The following is a 20,931-nucleotide window of genomic DNA, read 5'->3' as shown; positions in this document are numbered from 1 at the left end:
GACAGAAGAGGTAGTTTTTGGACAGTCAACGGACAAAAAAGTTCAGGGTTATCTATTTAACCTGTGAGGCCTGCACCTTTTGAAGAGCGGTGGTTTCGTTGCTTCGCCAAAAATCAGTTTTACCCCTGTGTGCCCGTCCGGGGTCAAGGGATAAAAAAAAAAAAATAAGACACCCATAAAAAAAATAAGACACCCATTAAATAAATAAGACATTTAAAAACTGTATTCCCAAAAAAGGATCTGAAAACCTATCTTCGAATAGCCTATCAGCGAGCCACACAGGAGCATTCGACGAACAGAGGCTGCTCGAGCCATGTTCAGACGACACAAACTTATTCCGACTTAAAGTCGAGGAGGGATAAAGAGAAAGTGTTTAATTTCTTAACTGACTTCTACGCTAACTTGTCAGATACAACCGCCTGCAGGCGTTTAAACCTCGAAGCCACTTCTGTCCGGCTTCAAGTGCATAAGCCTTCATCGCCTTCAGACGGCCAACTGCCCGATAAAAACGATTATTCCATTGCATGGTTTTCAGCCACTCATCCGGATCAATTTCCAATCTTTCAAGAATCGGAGGGGTGCACGACGGGATGGAACCTTTCTTGTCTGTTCTGACAATGCGACCACTCCAGTCAACCAGTTCCAGATAGTCGTGAAGAAGGTAGGGAAGGGCAACGTCCGTATTCTGGCCCTGCGAACAAAAAGGTTTCAGGGTCAGCGGCTGTTTTTTAGTCTCAGAATGTGTAACCTGCTCCACGCGTTCCTGAATCGACGTGTAGTCTGATGCTTCCGGTGTTTCTACCTTACCAGCCCGAATCGGATTCAAGTCAACGTAGGTCATGCAGGTCAGTAAGGCTGCTTCGTCCAGCAATGCCTGGCTTTTAAAGCGTCCTTCCCAGAAGCGTCCTTTACACTCGTCTTCTTTGTTGGCCTTACGAGCAAGACATTCATTCAGGCAGCGCATAAACCAGCTGATATCCGTTAAACGACGCCGGTATTCCTCAGCATATTCATCAATACGGGCCAATTCAGCGCTGCCCAGTTTGTCAGCGGCCAGATGCCTTTGCACCAGAAGTGGGCCTGCGAACAAGGTCGTCCAACGATGAAGCACTTCATTCCGTGACCAGCCTCTGGCAGATGACTGATTGATGTGCAAAACCACATGATAATGATTCGACATGACAGCGTAAGCGCAGACTTCGATAGCAAAGACAGAAACCAGTTCCCGGAGTTTATCCACCACCCACTGGCGGCGATGCTCGTAACTCTTGCCAGTCAGGTGGTTCTCTCCACAGAGGTAAGCCTGACGAACACATCTTGCCATGCAGTGGTAATAAGGCGTTGAGCCGGGATCAATCAGGGTACTGCGAGCTTGGGCCATGAACTCACCTGTCTGGACAAAAAATCAGTTGTAGGTGAAAAGTAGACCAGGTGGATGGTAAAGCAAATTTATGGGTGTCTTTTTTTCTTCCACTGCGAGCTTGGGCCATGAACTCACCTGTCTGGACAAAAAATCAGTTGTAGGTGAAAAGTAGACCAGGTGGATGGTAAAGCAAATTTATGGGTGTCTTTTTTTCTTTTTTTAAACTTTGAGACTGCGCAACTTCAGCAGAGCAGTGGCTTCGTTGTTTCGCCACAAATCAGTTTTCTCTTTATAAAGCCGACCGGGGTCAAGGGATGCTGCTTTTTCAAACCATTCCCTCCATTCTTGCTCACCTCTGCCCAGCATCCTGAGACAATGCGCTTTTTGCGAATAAGCTCCCGTGTATAGAGGGTACTTTTTCAGTATTGACTCAACAATCTCAAGCGCCTTTTCAAGGCTATCCTTTCCTGACTCCGGGTCGTCATTTGTTATCTGCTTACAAGCCAGGTTGAAATAGTGGATCGAGGTGACCAGCAAGGTATTGGCAGTTTCTGGATAGTTGCCAATCATTTCCATAAATCCTGCTTGCCCCGCAGAAAAACATAACAGCGTATATTCACATTCGTTCGTATGATATAAATCACAGCAACGCCTGAGCAGCCTTCCAGCCCATTCATGTTTGCCCATCATCTCCCAGAGTCGAACCAGAGCCAGGTCAATGTCATGTTGGCCAAAGGGTATGCAAAGGCTTTCTTCACTGTCATTGGCGGACTTGCCACTCATGTTCAGTAGCAGTTTTTCAGCCAGCTCATGTTTTTCCAGTTTTTCCCAGAGTAGCACCAGAGCCAGGTCAATGTCGTTATGGCCACAGGCCCTGCATAGTTCTTGTTCACTGGCACAGGAGGACTTGCCACTCATGTTCAACAGCAGTTTTTCAGACCATTTATATTTGCCCATGACATCCCATTGTCGCACCAGGGTCAGATCAATGACATTTTTCCAGCAAGGCTGAAACAGAATCTCTTCACTGGCACCGGGTTGCTTGCCACTCATGTTCAGCAGTAGTCTTTCAGCCCGTTCATGTTTGCCCATTATCTGCCATAGTCGTGCCAGAGCCAGATCAATGTCATGATGACCAGAGGGTTTGCACAGGCTTTCCTCACTGTCATTGAGGGGCTTGGCACTCATGTTCAGCAGCAGTCTTTCAGCTCGTTCAGTTTTATCCATATCCTGCCAGATTTTCGCCCGAGCCAAGTCAATATCATGATGTCCGCTGGGCTCACACAGGATGTCCTCATCGTCATCGGGGTGCTTGTGAATCATGTTCAACAGCAGTCTTTCACTCAGGCTATGTTTGCCATTAGCCGCCCAATGTCGCACCAGTGTCAGGTCAATTTTACGCTGCCAGCAGGGCTTGCAGAGAATCTCTTCACTGGCATCGGGATGTTTGCCACTCATTTTCAGCAGCAGCTTTTCAGCCAATTTATTTTTGCCTGTCAGTTCCCAATGCCTTACCAGAGTCAGATCAATGTCATGCTTACGGCAGGGTTTGCACAGTTCTTCCTCGCTGGCACCGGGGCGCTTACCACTCATGTTCAGCAGCAGCTTTTCAGCACGGTTATTTTTGCCTTTTATCTGCCACAGTCGTACGAGGGTCAGGTCAGTGTCAAGATGCCCACAGGGCTTGCACAGAGCCTCCTCACTGTCATTGGGATGCTTGCGACTCATGATCAGCAGCAGTTTTTCAGCCGATTCATGTTTATTCATCACTTCCCAGAGTCGCACCAGCGCCATATTTACGCTGTCGAGGTATTTCTGCAGCTTTGGTGCAATTGCAGCGGAGGGTTCTGACTGCAGCCTTTCGATCAGATCTGCTTTGACGTTCAGCAGGAGCCTTTCAGCCTGAGTGTTTTTGCCCATAGACTGCCACAGTCGGGCATTATTAATATCTGCGGGATAATAGCGAGAAGACTTGCACAAGGCTCTCTCATCGGCATTGGGACTTACTCTTCTCAGTTTCAAAAGTCGTGTTTCAGCCTCAAGTTGCTTTCCGAGGGCCTCTTCGCAAAGACTCAGGGTCAGGTCAAGGTTACAAATGGTCGAAGCCCCAAACCAGCTGAGTTTACCTTCCAACCTGAGTTCTTCCAGAAGAGAGCAGGCTTCTATCTGTTTTTCGCGGGTTTGCTCTTTTAGTGATCTTGCAAGCCCTACGGTTGTGTTCTCCTTTTCGAACGTAGTCAGTTCGCCCCAATTGTCGGTTAAGATGATCCGGAATGCTTTTTCTGCACCTATGAAATTTTGATTATTGAGTATTGCGTAAGCACTATCGATCTCTTTTGCAATCAGTTGTGAAGAGGCTTCCCTGACAGCTGGTTGAAACGGACGGGAAGTAGACTTCCGGTTTGCAGTTGCTTGTCGTTCTGAAATATTTGCAGTCCTGTTCGAACGTTTGTGAACACCATGATGATGCGGAGCACCTGGAATAAACGTTCGAGTTCTCCTGTTAAAGGTAAATCCAGTCTCTGTTGTCGCAGGGGTATCAGTACCTGACGCATAATCCTGTTTCGGTTGTGATGCCGTAGTGGTCGAGGTGCCCGAACTTGCGGCGGCACTGGTTGTTGTTAATCCGTAATTCATAACCATTTAAACTCTCTGGAAAGCGGTACGCCTGTCTGAATGTAACAGGTTCAGGCAGTGGGGTAATGGTTGGACAATCAATGGACATAAAAGTTCACGCTCATGTCTGAACCAGTACCTTTTGAAGAGCCGCGTATTCGTTGCTTCGCCAGGCGTCCGTTTTACCCTTATATTTGCGGGCGGAGTCAAGGGCATTGGCTTTTTGAAAGTATTCCCCCCATTCTTCCTCATTTTTCCCCATCATTCTGAGACAGTGCGCTTTTTGTGAATAAGCTCCAGCAGTCGGGGGGTACCTCTCAAGTGTTAATTCCACATGCTCAAGCGCCTTAATGAGGTTTTCCTCTCCTGACTTGGGACTGGCTTCTGATATCTCCTTACACGCCAGTGCAAAATAATGGATTGAGATAACCAACAACTGATTGGCACTTTCCGGATACCTGTTAATCACCTCCATAAAACTTGCTTTCCCGACAGATAAGGACAAATGTGATAATTCACATTCATCGGAATGGTATAAGTCACAGCAACGCTCAATCAGTTTTTCAGCCTGTTTATCTTTGTCGATCATCTGCCAGAGGCGTACCAGAGCCAGATCAATATCATGATTCCCGCAAGGCATGCACAGGCTGTCCTCACTGTCGTTGAGGTGCTTGTTGCTCATGTTCAGCAGCAGCCCTTCAGTTAGATGATGTTTGTTCTCTATCTCCCAATGCAGCGCCAGAGCCAGGTCAATGTCATAGTTTCCACAGGGCCTGCAAAGTTCTTCTATAGCGGCATCGGGGCGCTTGTTACTCATGTTCAGCAGCAGCCTTTCGGCCCGTTGATATTGGCCCATTAGCTCCCAGAGTCGTGCAAGAGCCAGATCAATCTCATGTTTTCCAGAGGGCTTGCACAGGATCTCCTCAGTGTCATCGGGGTGCTTGTAAATGACATTGAGCAAGAGTTTTTCACTCAGTTGATGTTTGCCTGTCTCCTGCCAGAGAAGCGCCAGAGCCAGATTGAATTCGGGGTGCACAGAGGGTGTACAGAGGCTCTCGATACCGTCTTTGGAGTCTTTGCCACTCATGTTGAGCAGCAGTTTTTCAGCCCATTCATATTTACCCATCACCTGCCAGTGTCGTACCAGGTCTATGTCATGATGCCCAGAGGGTTTGCAAAGGGTCTCGATACTTTCATCGAGGTGCTTGCCACCCATGTTCAGCAACAGATCTTCAGCCCGATCATATTGGCACTGCTCTTGCCAGTGCCGTACCAGGGTTATATTTACGCTATCGAGGTAATTATGCAGTTTTTCTACTATGGCAGCGTGTGGATTCGACTGCAGCTTATTAATCAGTCCTGCTTTCATGCCCAACAGCAGTTTTTCTGCCAGCTGGTATTTTCTCATATGCTCCCATAGTCGTGCATTAGCGATATCAGCGTCAAAATAGCCAGAGTGCTGGCAAAGTGTCTCCTCGTTTGCATCGGGCTCTTTGTTTCTCAACCTTAAAAGTCGTGCTTGCGCATCATGGAACCGTCCAAGTGCCTGTTCGCAGAGGCTCATGGTCAGATCAAGGTTACGAATGGTTGAAGCTCCAGACTCGGTGAACGTACCATTCACCCTGAGTTCTTCCAGACGAGTAAGGGCTTCTTTCTTCTTTTCCGAGGTTTGTTCTTTCAGCGATCTTGCAAGCCCTATGACGGTTCTCTGGTGGTCGAATTCATTCAATGGTTCATCTTGCAAGATGGTCTGGAATGCTGCTTCTGCATTTATGTAATCTTGTTTTTTTAATAGTTTGAAAGCGCTATTGATCCTTTTAGCCGTTTCAGGACAGGATTTATTCACCCTTTGGTGGAACGTCCCGGGAGACGGCCACTGGTATGCCTTTGCTCGCCGGTCCAGGATATTTGAGGGTGCGCCCGGATCTTCCTGAACAGGTTGCATCCGTGGAACAAACGCTGGCGCTTTCGGGTTTAACTTAAACGGAGGCTTTGTTGTTTCAGTGGTGGCATTTGAACTTGAGGCACAATATTGCAGCGGCTGAGATCTGGCAACGGTTGCGGTGCACGAAAGGGGCGCGGAACGGGTTGTTGTTGGTAATCCGTAATTCATAGCCTCATTAATTCCCTGAAACTTTCACTTTATGACAGGCAGTGGATGTAATAAAGTACAAGGCCATCTAACCTGTGAGACCTCGTACTATCTCAAGAGCAATGTATTCATTCCTCCGCCAGAAATCAGCTTTCCCCTTTTGGGTTCGGCTGTAGTCAAGGGCTTGCGCTCTAGCAAAACATTCTGTCCATTCTTGCTTACTTCGACCCAGCATCCTGAGACAATGGGCTTTTTGTGAATAAGCTCCGGCATTCGGAGGGTACTTTTGCAACGCTGATTCAACCTGCTCAAACGCCTTTTCAAGGTTATCCTTTGCAGACTCCGGGCCGTCTTTTTTTATCTGGTCACAAGCCAGGGTGAAATAATGGATCGAGGTAGCCACCAGAGTATTGACACTTTCCGGACAGCGGCTGATCATTTCCAGAAATCCCGCTTTCCCGGTAGATAAGCACAACAGGGTTAATTGACATTCATTCGAATGATATAACTCACAGCAACGCCTGGTCAGTCTTTCAGCCTCTTCACATTTGCCTGTAGTGTCCCATAGTCTTACCAAAGTCAGGTCAATCTGTTGATTCCCGGAAGGTTTGCACAGGCTGTCTTCATCGGCATTGAAGTGCTTGCCACTCATGTTCAGCAGCAGCCTTTCAGACAGTTCAAATTTGTTCATTTTCTGCCAGAGTCGCGCCCGAGTCAGGTCAATGTCATGATGCCCAAATGGTTTGCACAGCTCTTCTGCAATAGCTCCGGGGGGCATGCCAATCATGTTCAGCATCAGCTTTTCAGACCATTCATGTTTGCCCATCATTTCCCAGAGTCTCACCAGAGCCAGGTCAATTTCCATGTCCCCACAGGAGCTGCACAGGCTGTGTATATTGGCATTGGGGTGCTTGCCAGACATGTTCAGCAGCAGCTTTTCAGCCAGTTTATATTTGCCCGCCAGCTCCCAATGTCGTGTCAGAGTCAAATCAATTTCACGATTCCCACAGAACTTGCACAGTTCTTCCTCGCTGTCACCGGGGCGCTTTCCACTCATGTTCAGCAGCAGCTTTTCAGCCAGTTTATAGTTGCCCGTCAGTTCATAATGTCGTGCCAGAGCCATATCAATTCCACGATTCCCAGAGAGCTTGCACAGTTCTTCCTCGCTGTCACCGGGGCACTTTCCACTCATGTTCAGCAGCAGTTTTTCTGCCAGCTCTTGTTTGTTCATTACTTCCCAGAGTCGCACCAGAGCCATATCAATTTCACGATTCCCACAGAGCTTGCACAGTTCTTCCTCGCTGTCACCGGGGCGCTTTCCACTCATGTTCAGCAGCAGCTTTTCAGTCAGTTTATATTTGCCCGTCAGCTCCCAATGTCGTGCCAGAGCCATATCAATTTCAAGATTCCCAGAGAGCTTGCACAGTTCTTCCTCGCTGTCACCGGGGCGCTTTCCACTCATGTTCAGAAGCAGTTTTTCTGCTAGCTCTTGTTTGTTCATTACTTCCCAGAGTCGCACCAGAGCCAGGTCAATGTCACGATGGTCAATGGGGTTGCACAGAATCTCCTCACTGTCATCGGGACGCTTGCGACTCATGTTCAGCAGCAGTCTCTCAGCCCGTTGATAGTTACCCCTCACTTGCCAGATTCGCACCAGAGCCAAGTCAATGTCGTTGTGGCTGGTGGAGTTGCACAGAGTCTCCTCACTGTCATCGGGATGCTTTTGGCTCATGCTCAGCAGCAGTCTCTCAGCCTGTTCATATTTACCCTTTGCTTGCCAGACTCGCACCAGAGCCAGGTCAATGTCTTTATGACCAGAGTGCTTGCAGAGCGTGTCTTCACTGTCACCGGAGTGTTTGCCAACCATCTCCAGCAGCACTTCTTCAGCCATTTGATGTTTGTCCATCAACTGCCAGATTCGCCCCAGAGCCAAATTGACGGTATCGAGGTATTTACGCAGTTTTGATGTATCAGGAGAATAGGGATTTGACTGCAGCTTTTTGATCAGTTCTTTTTTTATGTTCAGGAACAGTGTTTCAGCCAGAGTGTATTTGCCCATAGACTGCCACAGTCGGGCATTATTAATATCTGCGTTATAATAGCAAGTAGGTTCGCACAGGGTTTTCTCATCGGCATTGCGGCTTTTTTTTCTCAGTCTCAACAGTCGGGTTTCGGCATCAAAGAGTCTTCCAAGTGCCTCTTCACAGAGGCTCAGGGTAAGATCAAGGTTATAAATGATCGAAGCCCCAAACCTGGTGAATTTTCCATCTAACCTGAGTTCTTCCAGAATAGAGCAGGCTTCCAGCTGTTTTTCGCAGGTTTGCTCTTTTAGCGATCTTGCAAGTCCTATGATCACGTTATGCTTGTCGAACGGATCCGGTATGTCATGCTTGCCGTGTAAGATGACCCGGAATGCTTTTTCTGCATCTATGAAATTTTTATTGTTGAGCATTGTGTAAGCGCTACTGATCTCTTTTTTAAGAGCGTCAGGAGGGTAGGTCTTCGCCTCTGGTTGAAACGTCCGGGGAGTAGGTCTCTGGCATGCAGTTGCTGACCGGTCTGGAATATTTAAGGGTCTGTTCGAATGCTGATGACCACGATGATCTCCATGAGGAAGTTGCGAACGTGGGATAAATGTTTCAGCGTTCGGATTCAAGGTAAATTTTCGCCCTTTTGACGCACCGGTATCTGAACCTGATGCAGAATACTCTGACGGCTGTGATGTCGTGGTGCTTTTAGAACTGGTCGAGGCAATTTTTGTGGGTAATCCGTAGCTCATGGCCAAATGACCTTCCTGGGAACTTACGCTCTTGGACAGTCAATAGACATAAAAGTTCATGCTTATGTCTGAGCAAATACTTTTTGAAGAGCCGCGTATTCGTTGCTTCGCCAGGCGTCCGTTTTACCCCTATATTTTCGGGCGGAGTCAAGGGCATTGGCTTTTTGGAAGTATTCCCCCCATTCTTGCTCATTTTTCCCCATCATTCTGAGACAGTGCGCTTTTTGTGAATAAGCTCCAGCAGTCGGGGGGTACCTCTCAAGTGTTAATTCCACATGCTCAAGCGCCTTAATGAGGTTTTCCTCTCCTGACTTGGGACCGGCTTCTGATATCTCCTTACACGCCAGTGCAAAATAATGGATTGAGATAACCAACAACTGATTGGCACTTTCCGGATACCTGTTAATCACCTCCATAAAGCTTGCTTTCCCGACAGATAAGGACAAATGTGATAATTCACATTCATCGGAATGGTATAAGTCACAGCAACGCTCAATCAGTTTTTCAGCCTGTTTATCTTTGTCGATCATCTGCCAGAGGCGTACCAGAGCCAGATCAATATCATGATTCCCGCAAGGCATGCACAGGCTGTCCTCACTGTCGAAGAGGTGCTTGTTGCTCATGTTCAGCAGCAGCCCTTCAGTTAGATGATGTTTGTTCTCTATCTCCCAATGCAGCGCCAGAGCCAGGTCAATATCATGGTTTCCACAGGGCCTGCAAAGTTCTTCTATAGCGGCATCGGGGCGCTTGTTACTCATGTTCAGCAGCAGTATTTCTGCTTGTTTATGTTTGTTCAACTTCTGCCAGAGTCGAACCAGAGTCAGGTCAATGTCATTATGTCCACAGGGCTGACACAAGGTCTCCTCATTCACATCGGGGTGCCTGACACTCATGCTCAACAGCAGTTTTTCGGACCGTTGATATTGGCCCGTTACCTCCCAGAGTCGTGCAAGAGCCAGATCAATATCATGTTTTCCAGAGGGCGTGAACAGGATCTCCTCAGCGTCATCGGGGTGCTTGTCAATCAGGTTGAGCAACAGTTTTTCACTCAGTTGATGTTTGCCTGTCACCTGCCAGAATTGTGCCAGAGTCAGATCAATTTCATGTTTTCCAAAAGGCGTGCACAGGGTCTCCTCATTGTCATCGGGGCACTTGCCACTCATGGCCAGCATTAGTCTTTCAGCCAGCTCATGTTTACCCTTTACTTCCCAGAGTCGCACCAGGGCCAGGTTCACGTCATTATGACGGGAGGGCTTGCACAGGAGCTCGATACTGTTACCGGGGTACTTGCCACTCATGTTGAGCAGCAGATCTTCAGCCCATTCATATTGGCCTGTCTCTTGCCAGCATCGCGCCAGAGCTATATTGACTTTATGGAGGAAATCTTGCAGTTTTTCTGCAAGCGCTGCGTGCAGGTTCCACTGCAGCCTGTCAATGAGCCCGTATTTCATGCTGTGCAGCAGCTTTTCAGTCAGCTGGTATTTCCTCATAAACTGCCATAGTCGTGCATTAGCCATGTCAGCATCAAAATAATTAGAATGCTGGCAAAGGGTTTCTTCATCAGCACCGGGCTTTTTGTCTCTCAGTTTCAAAAGTCGTGCTTCAGCATCAGGGTTCTTCCCAAGTGTCTGTTCACAGAGACTCAGGGTCAGATCAAGGTTACGAATGGTTGAAGCCCCGAATTCGTTTAACTCTCCAGTCAACCTTAGTTTTTCCAGATGAAAACAGGCTTCTTTTTGCTTTTCACAGGTTTGCTCTCTGAGTGATCTTGCCAGCCCTATGATTGATCTTTGGTAGTCGGATGTTCTCAGTAAGTCCGCGTATTCTTGCAAGATGGCCCGGAATGTGTTTTCCGCGTCAATGAAATTTTGGTTCATCAATAAATCGAAAGCGCTATTGATCTTTTCACTGGCCGCTTCAGGAGATGTCCTCTTCACCGATGGGTGCAATGTCTGGGAAGAAAGTGTCAGGCACGCAGTTGTTTGTCGGCGATTAATAGTTGTGGGTGTGTTCGAAAGTCGATCAACACCAGAAGCACGAGGAATAAACGGTGGAGCTTTCGGGTTTAATTTAAATGGAGGCTTTGCTTCCTCATTGGAGTCAGTAAAGCGATTTTGCGCCGGTTGCGATGTCGTAACGGATGCGCAGTTGTAGGTTGGTGGTAATCCGTCATTCATAGTCATGAAACTTCCTCTGAAACTTGTGCCATTGGACAGTCAACGGATATAAAAGTTCATGCTTATGTCTGAGCCAGTACTTTTTGAAGAGCCGCGTATTCGTTGCTTCGCCAGGTATCCGATTTACCCTTCTGTTTTCGGTTGGAGTCAAGGGCTTGGGCTTTTTGGAAGCATTTCCTCCATTCTTGCTCATTGGCGCCCAGCATTCTGAGACAGTGCGCTTTTTGTGAATAAGCTCCCGCAGTCGGGGGGTACCTCTCAAGTGTTAATTGCACATGCTCAAGCGCCTTAATGAGGTTTTCCTCTCCTGACTTCGGACTGGCTTCTGATATCTGCTTACACGCCATTACAAAATAATGGATTGAGATAAGCAGCAACTTATTGGCACTTTCCGAATACCCGTTAATCACCTCCATAAACTTTGCTTTCCCGGCAGATAAGGACAGATAGGATAATTCACATTCATCCGAATGGTATAATTTACAGCAACGCTCAATCAGTCTTTCAGCCTGTTTACCTTTGTCGATTAGCTCCCAGAGGCGTACCAGAGCCAGATCAATATCATGATTCCCGCAAGGCATGCACAGACTGTCCTCACTGTCGTTGAGGTCCTTGTTGCTCATGTTCAGCAGCAGCCCTTCAGTTAGATGATGTTTATTCACTATCTCCCAATGCAGCGCCAGAGCCAGGTCAATGTCACGGTTGCCACAGGGCCTGCAAAGTTCTTCCATAGCGGCATCGGGGCGCTTGCCACTCATGTTCAGCAGCAGTATTCCTGCTTGTTTATGTTTGTTCAACTTCTGCCAGAGTCGAGCGAGGGTCAGGTCAATGTCATGATGCCCACAGGGCTGACACAAGGACTCCTCTCTCTCATCGGGGTGTTTGAGACTCAGGTTTAACAGCAGTATTTCAGCCCTTTGATATTCGCCCATCTCCTGCCAGAGTCGTACAAGAGCCAGATCAATCTCATGTTTTCCAGAGGCCGTGCACAGGATCTCCTCAGCGTCATCAGGGTGCCTGGAAATCATATTGAGCAGCAGTTTTTCACTCAGTTGAAGTCTGCCTGTCGCATGCCAGAGAAGCGCCAGAGACAGATCGAATTCGGGGTGCTCAGAGGCTGTACAGAGGATCTCGATACTGTCTTTGGAGTCTTTGCCAATCATGTTGAGCAGCAGTTTTTCAGCCCATTCATATTTGCCCATCACCTGCCAGTGTCGTACCAGGTCTATGTCATGATGCCCAGAGGGTTTGCAAAGGGTCTCGATACTTTCATCGAGGTGCTTGCCACCCATGTTCAGCAACAGATCTTCAGCCCGATCATATTGGCACTGCTCTTGCCAGTATCGCACCAGAGCTATATTTACACTATCGAGGTAATTATGCAGCCTTTCCACTATGCCAGCGTGTGGGTCCGACTGCAGCTTTTCAATCAGCCCTGCTTTCATGCCCAACAGCAGTTTTTCAGCCAGCTGGTATTTTCTCATATGCTGCCATAGTCGTGCATTAGCGATATCAACGTCAAAATAGCCAGAGTGCTGGCAAAGTGTCTCCGCGTCTGCATCGGGCTTTTTGTTTCTCAACCTTAAAAGTCGTGCTTGCGCATCATGGAACCGTCCAAGTGCCTGTTCGCAGAGGCTCATGGTCAGATCAAGGTTACGAATGGTTGAAGCTCCAGACTCGGTGAACGTACCATTCACCCTGAGTTCTTCCAGACGAGTAAGGGCTTCTTTCTTCTTTTCCGAGGTTTGTTCTTTCAGCGATCTTGCAAGCCCTATGACGGTTCTCTGGTGATCGAATTCATTCAGTTGTTCATCTTGCAAGATGGTCCGGAATGCTGCTTCTGCATTTATGTAATCTTGTTTTTTTAATAGTTTGAAAGCGCTATCGATCCTTTTAGCCGTTTCAGGACAGGATTTATTCACCCTTTGCTGAAACGTTCGGGGAGACATACACTGGTATGCCTTTGCTCGCCGGTCCAGGATATTTGAGGGTACGCCCGGATCTTTCTGAACAGGTTGATCAGGTTGCATCCGTGGAATAAACGCTGGCGCTTTCGGGTTTAATTTAAACGGAGGCTTTGTTGTTTCAGTGTTAGCATTTGAACCTGAGGCACAATATTGCAGCGGTTGAGGTGTGGCAACGGTTGCGGTGCACGAACGGGTCGCGAAACTGGTTGTTATTGGTAATCCGTAATTCATAGCCTCATTAATTCCCTGAAACTTACACTTTTTGACAGGCAGTGGACGTAATAAAGTACAAGGCCATCTAACCTGTGAGACCTCTTACTATCTCAAGAGCAATGTATTCGTGCCTCCGCCAAAAATCGGCTTTCCCCTTTTGGTTTCGGCTGTAGTCAAGGGCTTGCGCTCTAGCAAAACATTCTCTCCATTGTTGCTTACTTCGACCCAGCATCCTGAGACAATGGGCTTTTTGTGAATAAGCTCCCGCATTCGGAGGGTACTTTTGCAACGCTGATTCAACCTGCTCAAGCGCCTTTTCAAGGTTCTCCTTTGCAGACTCCGGGCCGTCTTTTTTTATCTGGTCACAAGCCAGGGTGAAATAATGGATCGAGGTAGCCACCAGAGTATTGACACTTTCCGGACAGCGGCTGATCATTTCCAGAAATCCCGCTTTCCCGGTAGATAAGCACAACAGGGTTAATTGCCATTCATTCGAATGATATAACTCACAGCAACGCCTGGTCAGTCTTTCAGCCTGTTCACATTTGCCCGTAGTGTCCCATAGTCTTACCAAAGTCAGGTCAATCTGTTGATTCCCGGAAGGTTTGCACAGGCTGTCTTCATCGGCATTGAAGTGCTTGCCACTCATGTTCAGCAGCAGCCTTTCAGACAGTTCAAATTTCTTCATTTCCTGCCAGAGTCGCGCCCGAGTCAGGTCAATGTCATGATGCCCAAATGGTTTGCACAGCTCTTCCACAATAGCTCCGGGGGGCATGCCAATCATGTTCAGCATCAGCTTTTCAGACCATTCATGTTTGCCCATCATTTCCCAGAGTCTCACCCGAGCGAGGTCATTTTCCATGTTCCCACAGGAGCTGCACAGGCTGTCTATACTGGCATTGGGGTGCATGCCACAGATGTTCAGAAGCAGCTTTTCAGCCAGTTTATATCTGCCCGTCAGCTCCCAATGTCGTGCCAGAGCCAAATCAATTTCACGATTCCCAGAGAGCTTGCACAGTTCTTCCTCGCTGTCACCGGGGCGCTTTCCACTCATGTTGAGCAGTAGTTTTTCAGCTCGTATATATTTGTATTTCCTCTGCCAGCGCAGTGCCAGACCGAGATCAATATCATGATGCCCAAAGGGTTCACACAGGAGCTCCTCATTGTCGTCGGGTCTCTTGCCACTTATGTTCAGCAGCAGCTTTTCAGCCAGCTCAAATTTGTCCAATTCTTCCCAGATTCGCACCAGAGCTATGTCAATGGCAGGATCGCCAGTGGGGCGACAGAGAATCTCCTCACTGTCATCGGGATGCTTGCGACTGATGTTCAGCAGCAGCCTCTCAGCCCGCTCATGCTGGCCCAACGCCCGCCAGATAAACGTCAGAGCCAGATCAACGTCTTTACGATCAGATTGCCTGCAGAGTACGTCCTCATGGTCATCGGGGCGCTTGCCAATGATTCCGAGCATCAGGAGTTCAGCCTCTTGATGTTTGTCCATAAACTGCCAGAGTCGCACCAGGGCTATATTGACGGTATCGAGGTATTTACGCAGTTTTGATGTATCAGGAGAATAGGGATTTGACTGCAGCTTTTTAATCAGTTCTTTTTTTATGTTCAGGAACAGTGTTTCAGCCAGAGTGTATTTGCCCATAGACTGCCACAGTCGGGCATTATTAATATCTGCGGCATAATAGCGAGAAGGTTCGCACAGGGTTCTCTCATCGGCATCGAGCCTTTTTTTTCTCAGCCTCAACAGTCGGGTTTCGGCATCAAAGTGTCTTCCAAGTGCCTCTTCACAGAGGCTCAGGGTCAGATCAAGGTTATAAATGGTCGAAGCCCCGAACCTGTTGAGTGTTCCATCTAACCTGAGTTCTTCCAGAATAGAGCAGGCTTCCAACTGTTTTTCGCAGGTTTGCTCTTTTAGCGATCTTGCAAGCCCTACGGTTACGTTCCGCTTTTCGAATGGATCCGGTATGCCATGTATGCTGTTTAAGATGACCCGGAATTTTTTTTCTGCATCAATGAAATTTTGATTGTTGAGCATTGCGAAAGCGCTATTGATCTCTTTTCTAAGGGCTACAGGAGAGTAGGTCTTCGCCTCTGGGTGAAACGTCCGGGGAGTAGGGCGCTGGCATGAAGTTACTGGCCGGTCTTGAATATTTGAGGGTCTGTGCCAATGTTGATGACCACGATGAGGAAGTTGTGAACGTGGAATAAACGTTTCAGCGTTTGGATTTAAGGTAAATTCACGCCCTTTTGCTGCACCGGTATCTGAACCTGACGCACAATATTGAGATAATTGCGATGTCTTAGTGCCCGAACTCGCTGGAGCGTTAGTTGTAGGTGTTGGCCCGTAACTCATAATGATATAGATTCCCTGAAAATCTATGCTAAGTACCTGACCAGTTGGTTTCGCATATTCTGGCGAGTGGATTTTTTCATCCTTCAAGGCGCAACGATGGGCGCGTAGCCATAGCTACGCAACCAGAGTTGGAACGCAGAAGGATGGAAAAAGCCGCCGTCCAGAATATGCGAAACCAACTGGTTAGGTGCTTATTGGACAATCATCAGGCATAAAAGTTCAAGGATGTTTTTTTTATTCTTTGAGATTCGATAACTTCTGGAGGGCAGCGGCTTCCCTGCTTCGCCAAAGATGAGTTTTTGCCCTGTATGCCCGGCTGACGTCGAAGGCTTCCGCTCTATCAAACCATTCCCTCCATTCTTGCTCATTTTTCCCCAGCATTCTGAGACAGTGCGCTTTTTGCGAAAAAGCTCCCGCACTGGGAGGGTATTTCTTCAGTGCCGATTCCACAATTTCCAGAGCCTTATGAAGGTTATCTTGTCCTGACTCTGGACCTGTATCGATTATTTGCTTGCAAGCCAGGTTGAAATAATGGATAGAGGTAGCCAACAGGGTATTGATCGTTTCCGGATAGTGGCTAATCATTTCCATAAATCCTTCTTGCCCGGCAGATTGGCTGAGTAGTGCCTGTTCAAATTCATTCGAATGATATAATTTACAGCCTTGCTTAAGCAGTCTTTCAGCCTGTTCATGTTTGCCTATCCTCCCCCAAAAGCGTGCCAGAGCCATATCAACGTTATGATTGCCAGAGGGTTTGCACAGGCTGTCTTCAGTGTCATTGGCGTGCTTGCTGCTCATGTTCAGTAGCAGGAGTACAGTCCATTCGGGTTTATCCATGATCTCCCAGAGCATCGCCTGAGCCAGATCAAAATCATGATTCCCACAGGGCTTGCAAAGGATCTCCTTACTGCCATCGGGGTCCTTGCCACTCATGTTCAGCAGCAGCCTTTCAGAGAGGTGATATTTGCCCGTGACCTCCCAGTGTCGCATCAGTGTCAGATCAATTTCCTGCTGCCAGCAGGGCTTGCAGAGAATCTCTTCACTGGCACCGGGATGCTTGCCACCCATGTTCAGCAGCAGCCTTTCAGCCAGGTTGTGTCTGCCCTCCATCTGCCAGAATCGAGCCCGGGTCAGGTCAGTGTCACAATGCCCGGAGGGCATGCACATTTCTTCCTCACTGGCACCGGGTCGCGAACCGCACATGTTCAGCAGAAGTTCTGAAGACTGTTTAAATTTGCCCATTATCTGCCAGAGCCGCACCAGGGCCAGGTCAATGTTAGCTTTCCCAAAGGGCTTACACAGAACCTTCACACTGTCATTGGGGTGCTTGCCAATCATGAGTAGCAGCAGTTTTTCAGCCAGCTCATGTTTACGCGTTTCTTCCCAGAGTCGCACCAGAGCCAGGTCAATGTCATGATTCCCGGAAGGTTTGCAGAGAGTGTCCTCACTGTCATCGGGACGTTTGTTACTCATGTTCAGCAGCAGTCTCTCAGACTGTTCATATTTGCCCATTAACCGCCAGAGTACCGACAGAGCCAGGTCAATGTCTTCACACTTGGTGAGCTTGCAGAGAATGTCCATATAGTCATCGGGGTGCTTGCCGCTCATGTCCAGCAAGAGGTCTTCAGCCAGTTGATATTTCTCCATCAGCTGCCAGAGTCGCGCCAGGGCCATATTGACCTTACCGAGGTATTTACGCAGTTTTTGTGCCGCAGGAGAGTCCGGTTTCGACTGCAGCTTTTTAATCAACTCCTCTTTTATTTTCAGGAGGAGTGTTTCAGCCAGCCTGTGTTTGCCCATAGACTGCCACAGTCTGGCATTAGTAATATCTGCAGCATAATAGCCAGAAGGCTTGCACAGGGTCTTCTCATAGGCATTGGTGCTTTTCCGTCTGAGCCTCAAAAGTCGTGTTTCGGCGGCAAAGTGCCATCCAAGTGCCTCTTCACAGAGGCTCAGGTTCAGATCAAGGTTGTGAATGGTCGAAGCGCCAAACTTATTGCATGTTCCATCCAATCTGAGCGCTTCCAGAAGAGAGTAGGCTTCTAACTGTTTTTCGTTGGTCTGTTCTTTCAGCGCTCTTGCAAGCCCTATGGTCGTGTTCTGTTTGTTGAATGGACTCAGATTGCCTTGGTATTTCTTTAAGATGACTCGAAATGCTTTTTCTGCGTCTGTGAAATTTTGATGTCTCAGTATTGCGAAAGCACTATTGATCTCTTTTCTAATAGCTGCAGGAGAGGGGGTCTTTGCCTCTGGATAAAGCGTCCTGGGGGTAGACCTTTGGTAAGCTGATGCCTGCTGGCCTGAAATATTTGAGGATTTGTTCGAATGTTGATGAACACCCTTTGCCAGTTGAGCGCGTGGAGCAAGAGGTTTAGCTTCCCGATTTGGGGCAGATGGCGGCTTTTTTGCCGCATCGGCATAGGAACCTGACGCACAATACCGTGACGGTTGCGATGTCGTAGCAGGCTGGCAGGCAGATGCCTGCCGACCTGAAATATTTGAGGGACTGGTCGAACGTTGATGAACAACTTGTGGAAGTTGAGCCGGTGGATTGAGAGATTTAGCTTGCTGATTTGAACTAGATGGACGTTTTTTTGCCGCATCGGCATAGGAACCTGACGCACAATATGGAGACGAGTGCGATGTCGTAGTGCTCGAACTCACTGGAGCGCTGGTTGTTGGTGTTGGCCCGTAACTCATAATGATGGAGATTCCCTGAAAATCTAGGCTGTTGGACAGTCATCAGTCATAAAGGTTCAAGGGCGTTTTTTATTCTTTGAGATTCGATAACTTCTGAAGGGCAGCGGCTTCCCTGTTTCGCCATAAATGAGTTTTAGCCCTGTATGTCCGGCTGGAGTCAGAGGCTTCCGCTCTATCAAACCATTCCCTCCATTCTTGCTCACTTTTCCCCAGCATTCTGAGACAGTGCGCTTTTTGGGAAAAAGCTCCCGCAATCGGTGGGTACTTTTTCAGTGCCGATTCCACAAATTCCAGAGCCTTATGAAGGTTATCTTGTCCTGACTCAGGGTTATCCTGAATGATCTGCTCACAAGCCAGACTGAAATAATGGATCGATTTAGCCACCAAGGTATTGGCACTTTCCGGATAGTAGCTAACCATTTCCATAAATCCTTCTTGCCCGGTTAATAACTTTAATAGTGTGAGTTCAAATTCATTCGAATGATAAAATTCACAGCCACGCTTAAGCAGCCTTTCAGCCCGTCCAAGTTTGCCGGTATTCTCCCAGCAGCGTGCCAGAGTCAGGTCAATGTCGTGATTGCCAGAGGGCTTGCACAGGCTGTCTTCGTCGTCACCGGGGTGCTTACCACTTATGTTCAGCAGCAGTCTTTCAGTCCGTTCAGGTTTATCCATCATCTCCCAGAGCCGTGCGAGAGCCAGGTAAAGAACATCATGACCACCGGACTTGCCCGGGATCTCCTCACTGTCATTGGGTTGCCAGCCAATCATATTCAACAGCAGTCTTTCAGAAAGTTTATATTTGCCTGTAAGCTGCCAGCATCGCACCAGAGCCAGATCAATGTCATGCTGCCAGCAGGGTTTGCACAGAATCTCTTCACTGGCGTCGGGATGCTTGCGACTCATGTTCAGCAGCAGCTTTTCAGCCAGTGTATATCTGCCCGTCAGCTCCCAAAATCGAACCAGAGCCAGGTCACTTTCACGATTCCCACAGAGCTTGCACAATTCTTCCTCGCTGTCACCGGGGCGCTTTCCACTCATGTTCAGCAGTAGCTTTTCAGTTCGTATATATTTGTATATCCTTTGCCAGAGTAGTGCCAGAGAGAGATCAATGTCATGATGCCCGCAGGGCTTGCACAGTTCTTCCTCGCTGTCACCGGGGCGCTTTCCACTCATGTTCAGCAGTAGCTTTTCAGTTCGTATATATTTGTATTTCCTCTGCCAGATTAGTGCCAGAGAGAGATCAATGTCATGATGCCCACAGGGCTTGCACAGTTCTTCCTCGCTGTCACCGGGGCGCTTTCCACTCATGTTCAGCAGTAGCTTTTCAGCCAGCTCAAGTTTGTTCATTTCATCCCAGGTGCGCATCAGAGCCATGTCAATGGCACGATGGCCAGTGGGGCGACACAGAATCTCTTCACTGTCATCGGGATGCTTGCGACTCATGTTCAGCAGCAGTCTCTCAGCCCGCTTATGCTTGCCCAACGCCCGCCAGATAAACGTCAGAGCCAGATCAACGTCTTTATGATCAGATTGCCTGCAGAGTATGTCCTCATCGTCATCGGGGCGCTTGCCAATGAGGTCGAGCATCAGAAGTTCAGCCTTTTGATGTTTGCCCATCAACTGCCAGAGTCGCATCAGGGCCATGTTGACGGTATCGAGGTGTCTACGCAGTTTTGATGTCGCAGGAGAATAGGGTTTTGACTGCAGGTTTTTAATCAGTTCTGTCTTTAAGTTCAGTAACAATGTTTCAGCCAGAGTGTATTTGCCCATAAGCTGCCAAAGTCGTGCATTACTGATATCTGCGGCATAATAGTGAGAAGGTTCGCACAGGGCTCTCTCATTGGCATTGCGCATTTTTTTTCTCAGTCTCAACAGTCGGGTTTCGGCATCAAGGTGTCTTCCAAGTGCTTCTTCACAGAGGCTCAGGCACAGATCAAGGTTACTAATGGTCGAGGCTCCTAACCTGGTAAGTTTTCCATCTAACCTGAGCTCTTCCAAAATAGAGCAGGCTTCCAGCTGTTTTTCGTGGGTTTGCTCTCTTAGAGATCTTGCAAGCCCTATGGTTGCTTCCTGCTTGTCGAAGCGATTCGGTATGCCATGCATGCCGTTTAAGAGGGTCCGGAATGCTTTTTCTGCATCTATGAAATTTTGATTGTTGAGCATTGCGTAAGCGCTTTTGATCTCTTTTTTAAAAACTTCAGGAGGGCAGGTCTTCGCCTCTGGGTGAAAGGTCCGGAGAGTAGAACTCTGGTCTGCAGTTGCTGGCCTTGAGGGTCTGTTCGAATCTTGATGACCACCATGAGGAAGTTGTGAACGTGGAATAAACGTTTTAGCGTTCGGATTTAAGGTAGATCTACGCCCTTTTGATGCACCGCTATCTGAGCCTGACGCACAGTACCCTGACGGCTGAGATGTCGTAGCAGGCTGGCAGGCAGATGCCTGCCGACCTGAAATATCTGAGGGACTGGTGGAACGTTGATGAACAACTTGTGGAAGTTGAGCCGATTGAGTAAGAGATTTTATTTCCCGATTTGTGGTGGATTGACGGTTTCTTGCCGCATCGGCATAGGAACCTGACGCGCAATATGGAGACGATTGCGATGTCGTACAGCTCGAACTGGCTGGAGCGCTGGTTGTAGGTGTTGGCCCGTAACTCATAATG

At 48.2% G+C, this 20,931-nt stretch carries 9 protein-coding genes; all 9 read right to left on the bottom strand.

The features are described from left to right. Positions 1 to 397 precede the first annotated feature (397 nt). The 9 genes from ACO6VG_RS23835 to ACO6VG_RS23795 all read right to left on the bottom strand — a co-directional run bounded on the left by ACO6VG_RS23835 (position 398) and on the right by ACO6VG_RS23795 (position 20,432). Positions 398 to 1,381 (bottom strand): transposase, encoded by a 984-nt coding sequence (locus ACO6VG_RS23835; protein ID WP_422475934.1) that lies wholly within the window; start codon positions 1,379 to 1,381, stop codon positions 398 to 400. A gap of 201 nt (positions 1,382 to 1,582) precedes the next feature. After that, positions 1,583 to 4,000: a hypothetical protein gene (locus ACO6VG_RS23830; RefSeq protein ID WP_422475932.1), complete on the bottom strand. Its 2,418-nt coding sequence runs from the start codon at positions 3,998 to 4,000 to the stop codon at positions 1,583 to 1,585. Positions 4,001 to 4,100: 100 nt separating this feature from the next. Beyond that, positions 4,101 to 6,092, bottom strand: a complete 1,992-nt coding sequence (locus ACO6VG_RS23825; RefSeq protein WP_422475930.1) for a hypothetical protein — start codon at positions 6,090 to 6,092, stop codon at positions 4,101 to 4,103. A 67-nt stretch (positions 6,093 to 6,159) separates the two neighbouring features. Then, positions 6,160 to 8,850, bottom strand: a complete 2,691-nt coding sequence (locus ACO6VG_RS23820; RefSeq protein WP_422134587.1) for a tetratricopeptide repeat protein — start codon at positions 8,848 to 8,850, stop codon at positions 6,160 to 6,162. A gap of 62 nt (positions 8,851 to 8,912) precedes the next feature. Next, entirely contained in the window at positions 8,913 to 11,033 is a 2,121-nt protein-coding gene (locus ACO6VG_RS23815; protein WP_422475927.1) for a tetratricopeptide repeat protein, read from the bottom strand. Between the two features lie 56 nt (positions 11,034 to 11,089). Next, positions 11,090 to 13,225 carry a hypothetical protein gene (locus ACO6VG_RS23810; protein ID WP_422475925.1) on the bottom strand — a complete coding sequence of 712 codons (2,136 nt, stop codon included), beginning with the start codon at positions 13,223 to 13,225 and terminating at the stop codon, positions 11,090 to 11,092. Positions 13,226 to 13,292: 67 nt separating this feature from the next. Next, positions 13,293 to 15,569: a tetratricopeptide repeat protein gene (locus tag ACO6VG_RS23805; protein WP_422134584.1), complete on the bottom strand. Its 2,277-nt coding sequence runs from the start codon at positions 15,567 to 15,569 to the stop codon at positions 13,293 to 13,295. Positions 15,570 to 15,803: 234 nt separating this feature from the next. Then, positions 15,804 to 18,269 carry a hypothetical protein gene (locus tag ACO6VG_RS23800; RefSeq protein WP_422475923.1) on the bottom strand — a complete coding sequence of 822 codons (2,466 nt, stop codon included), beginning with the start codon at positions 18,267 to 18,269 and terminating at the stop codon, positions 15,804 to 15,806. A 69-nt stretch (positions 18,270 to 18,338) separates the two neighbouring features. Further along, on the bottom strand, positions 18,339 to 20,432 hold the full coding sequence (locus tag ACO6VG_RS23795) for a hypothetical protein (RefSeq protein WP_422475921.1): 2,094 nt from the start codon (positions 20,430 to 20,432) through the stop codon (positions 18,339 to 18,341). Positions 20,433 to 20,931: the final 499 nt, after the last annotated feature.

The organism is Endozoicomonas sp. ALB032, from assembly GCF_049310125.1.
In the GTDB taxonomy this organism is placed as follows: domain Bacteria; phylum Pseudomonadota; class Gammaproteobacteria; order Pseudomonadales; family Endozoicomonadaceae; genus Endozoicomonas_A.
The sequence above is the reverse complement of the archived record's forward strand: the minus strand, read 5'-3'. Positions and strand labels throughout refer to the sequence as shown.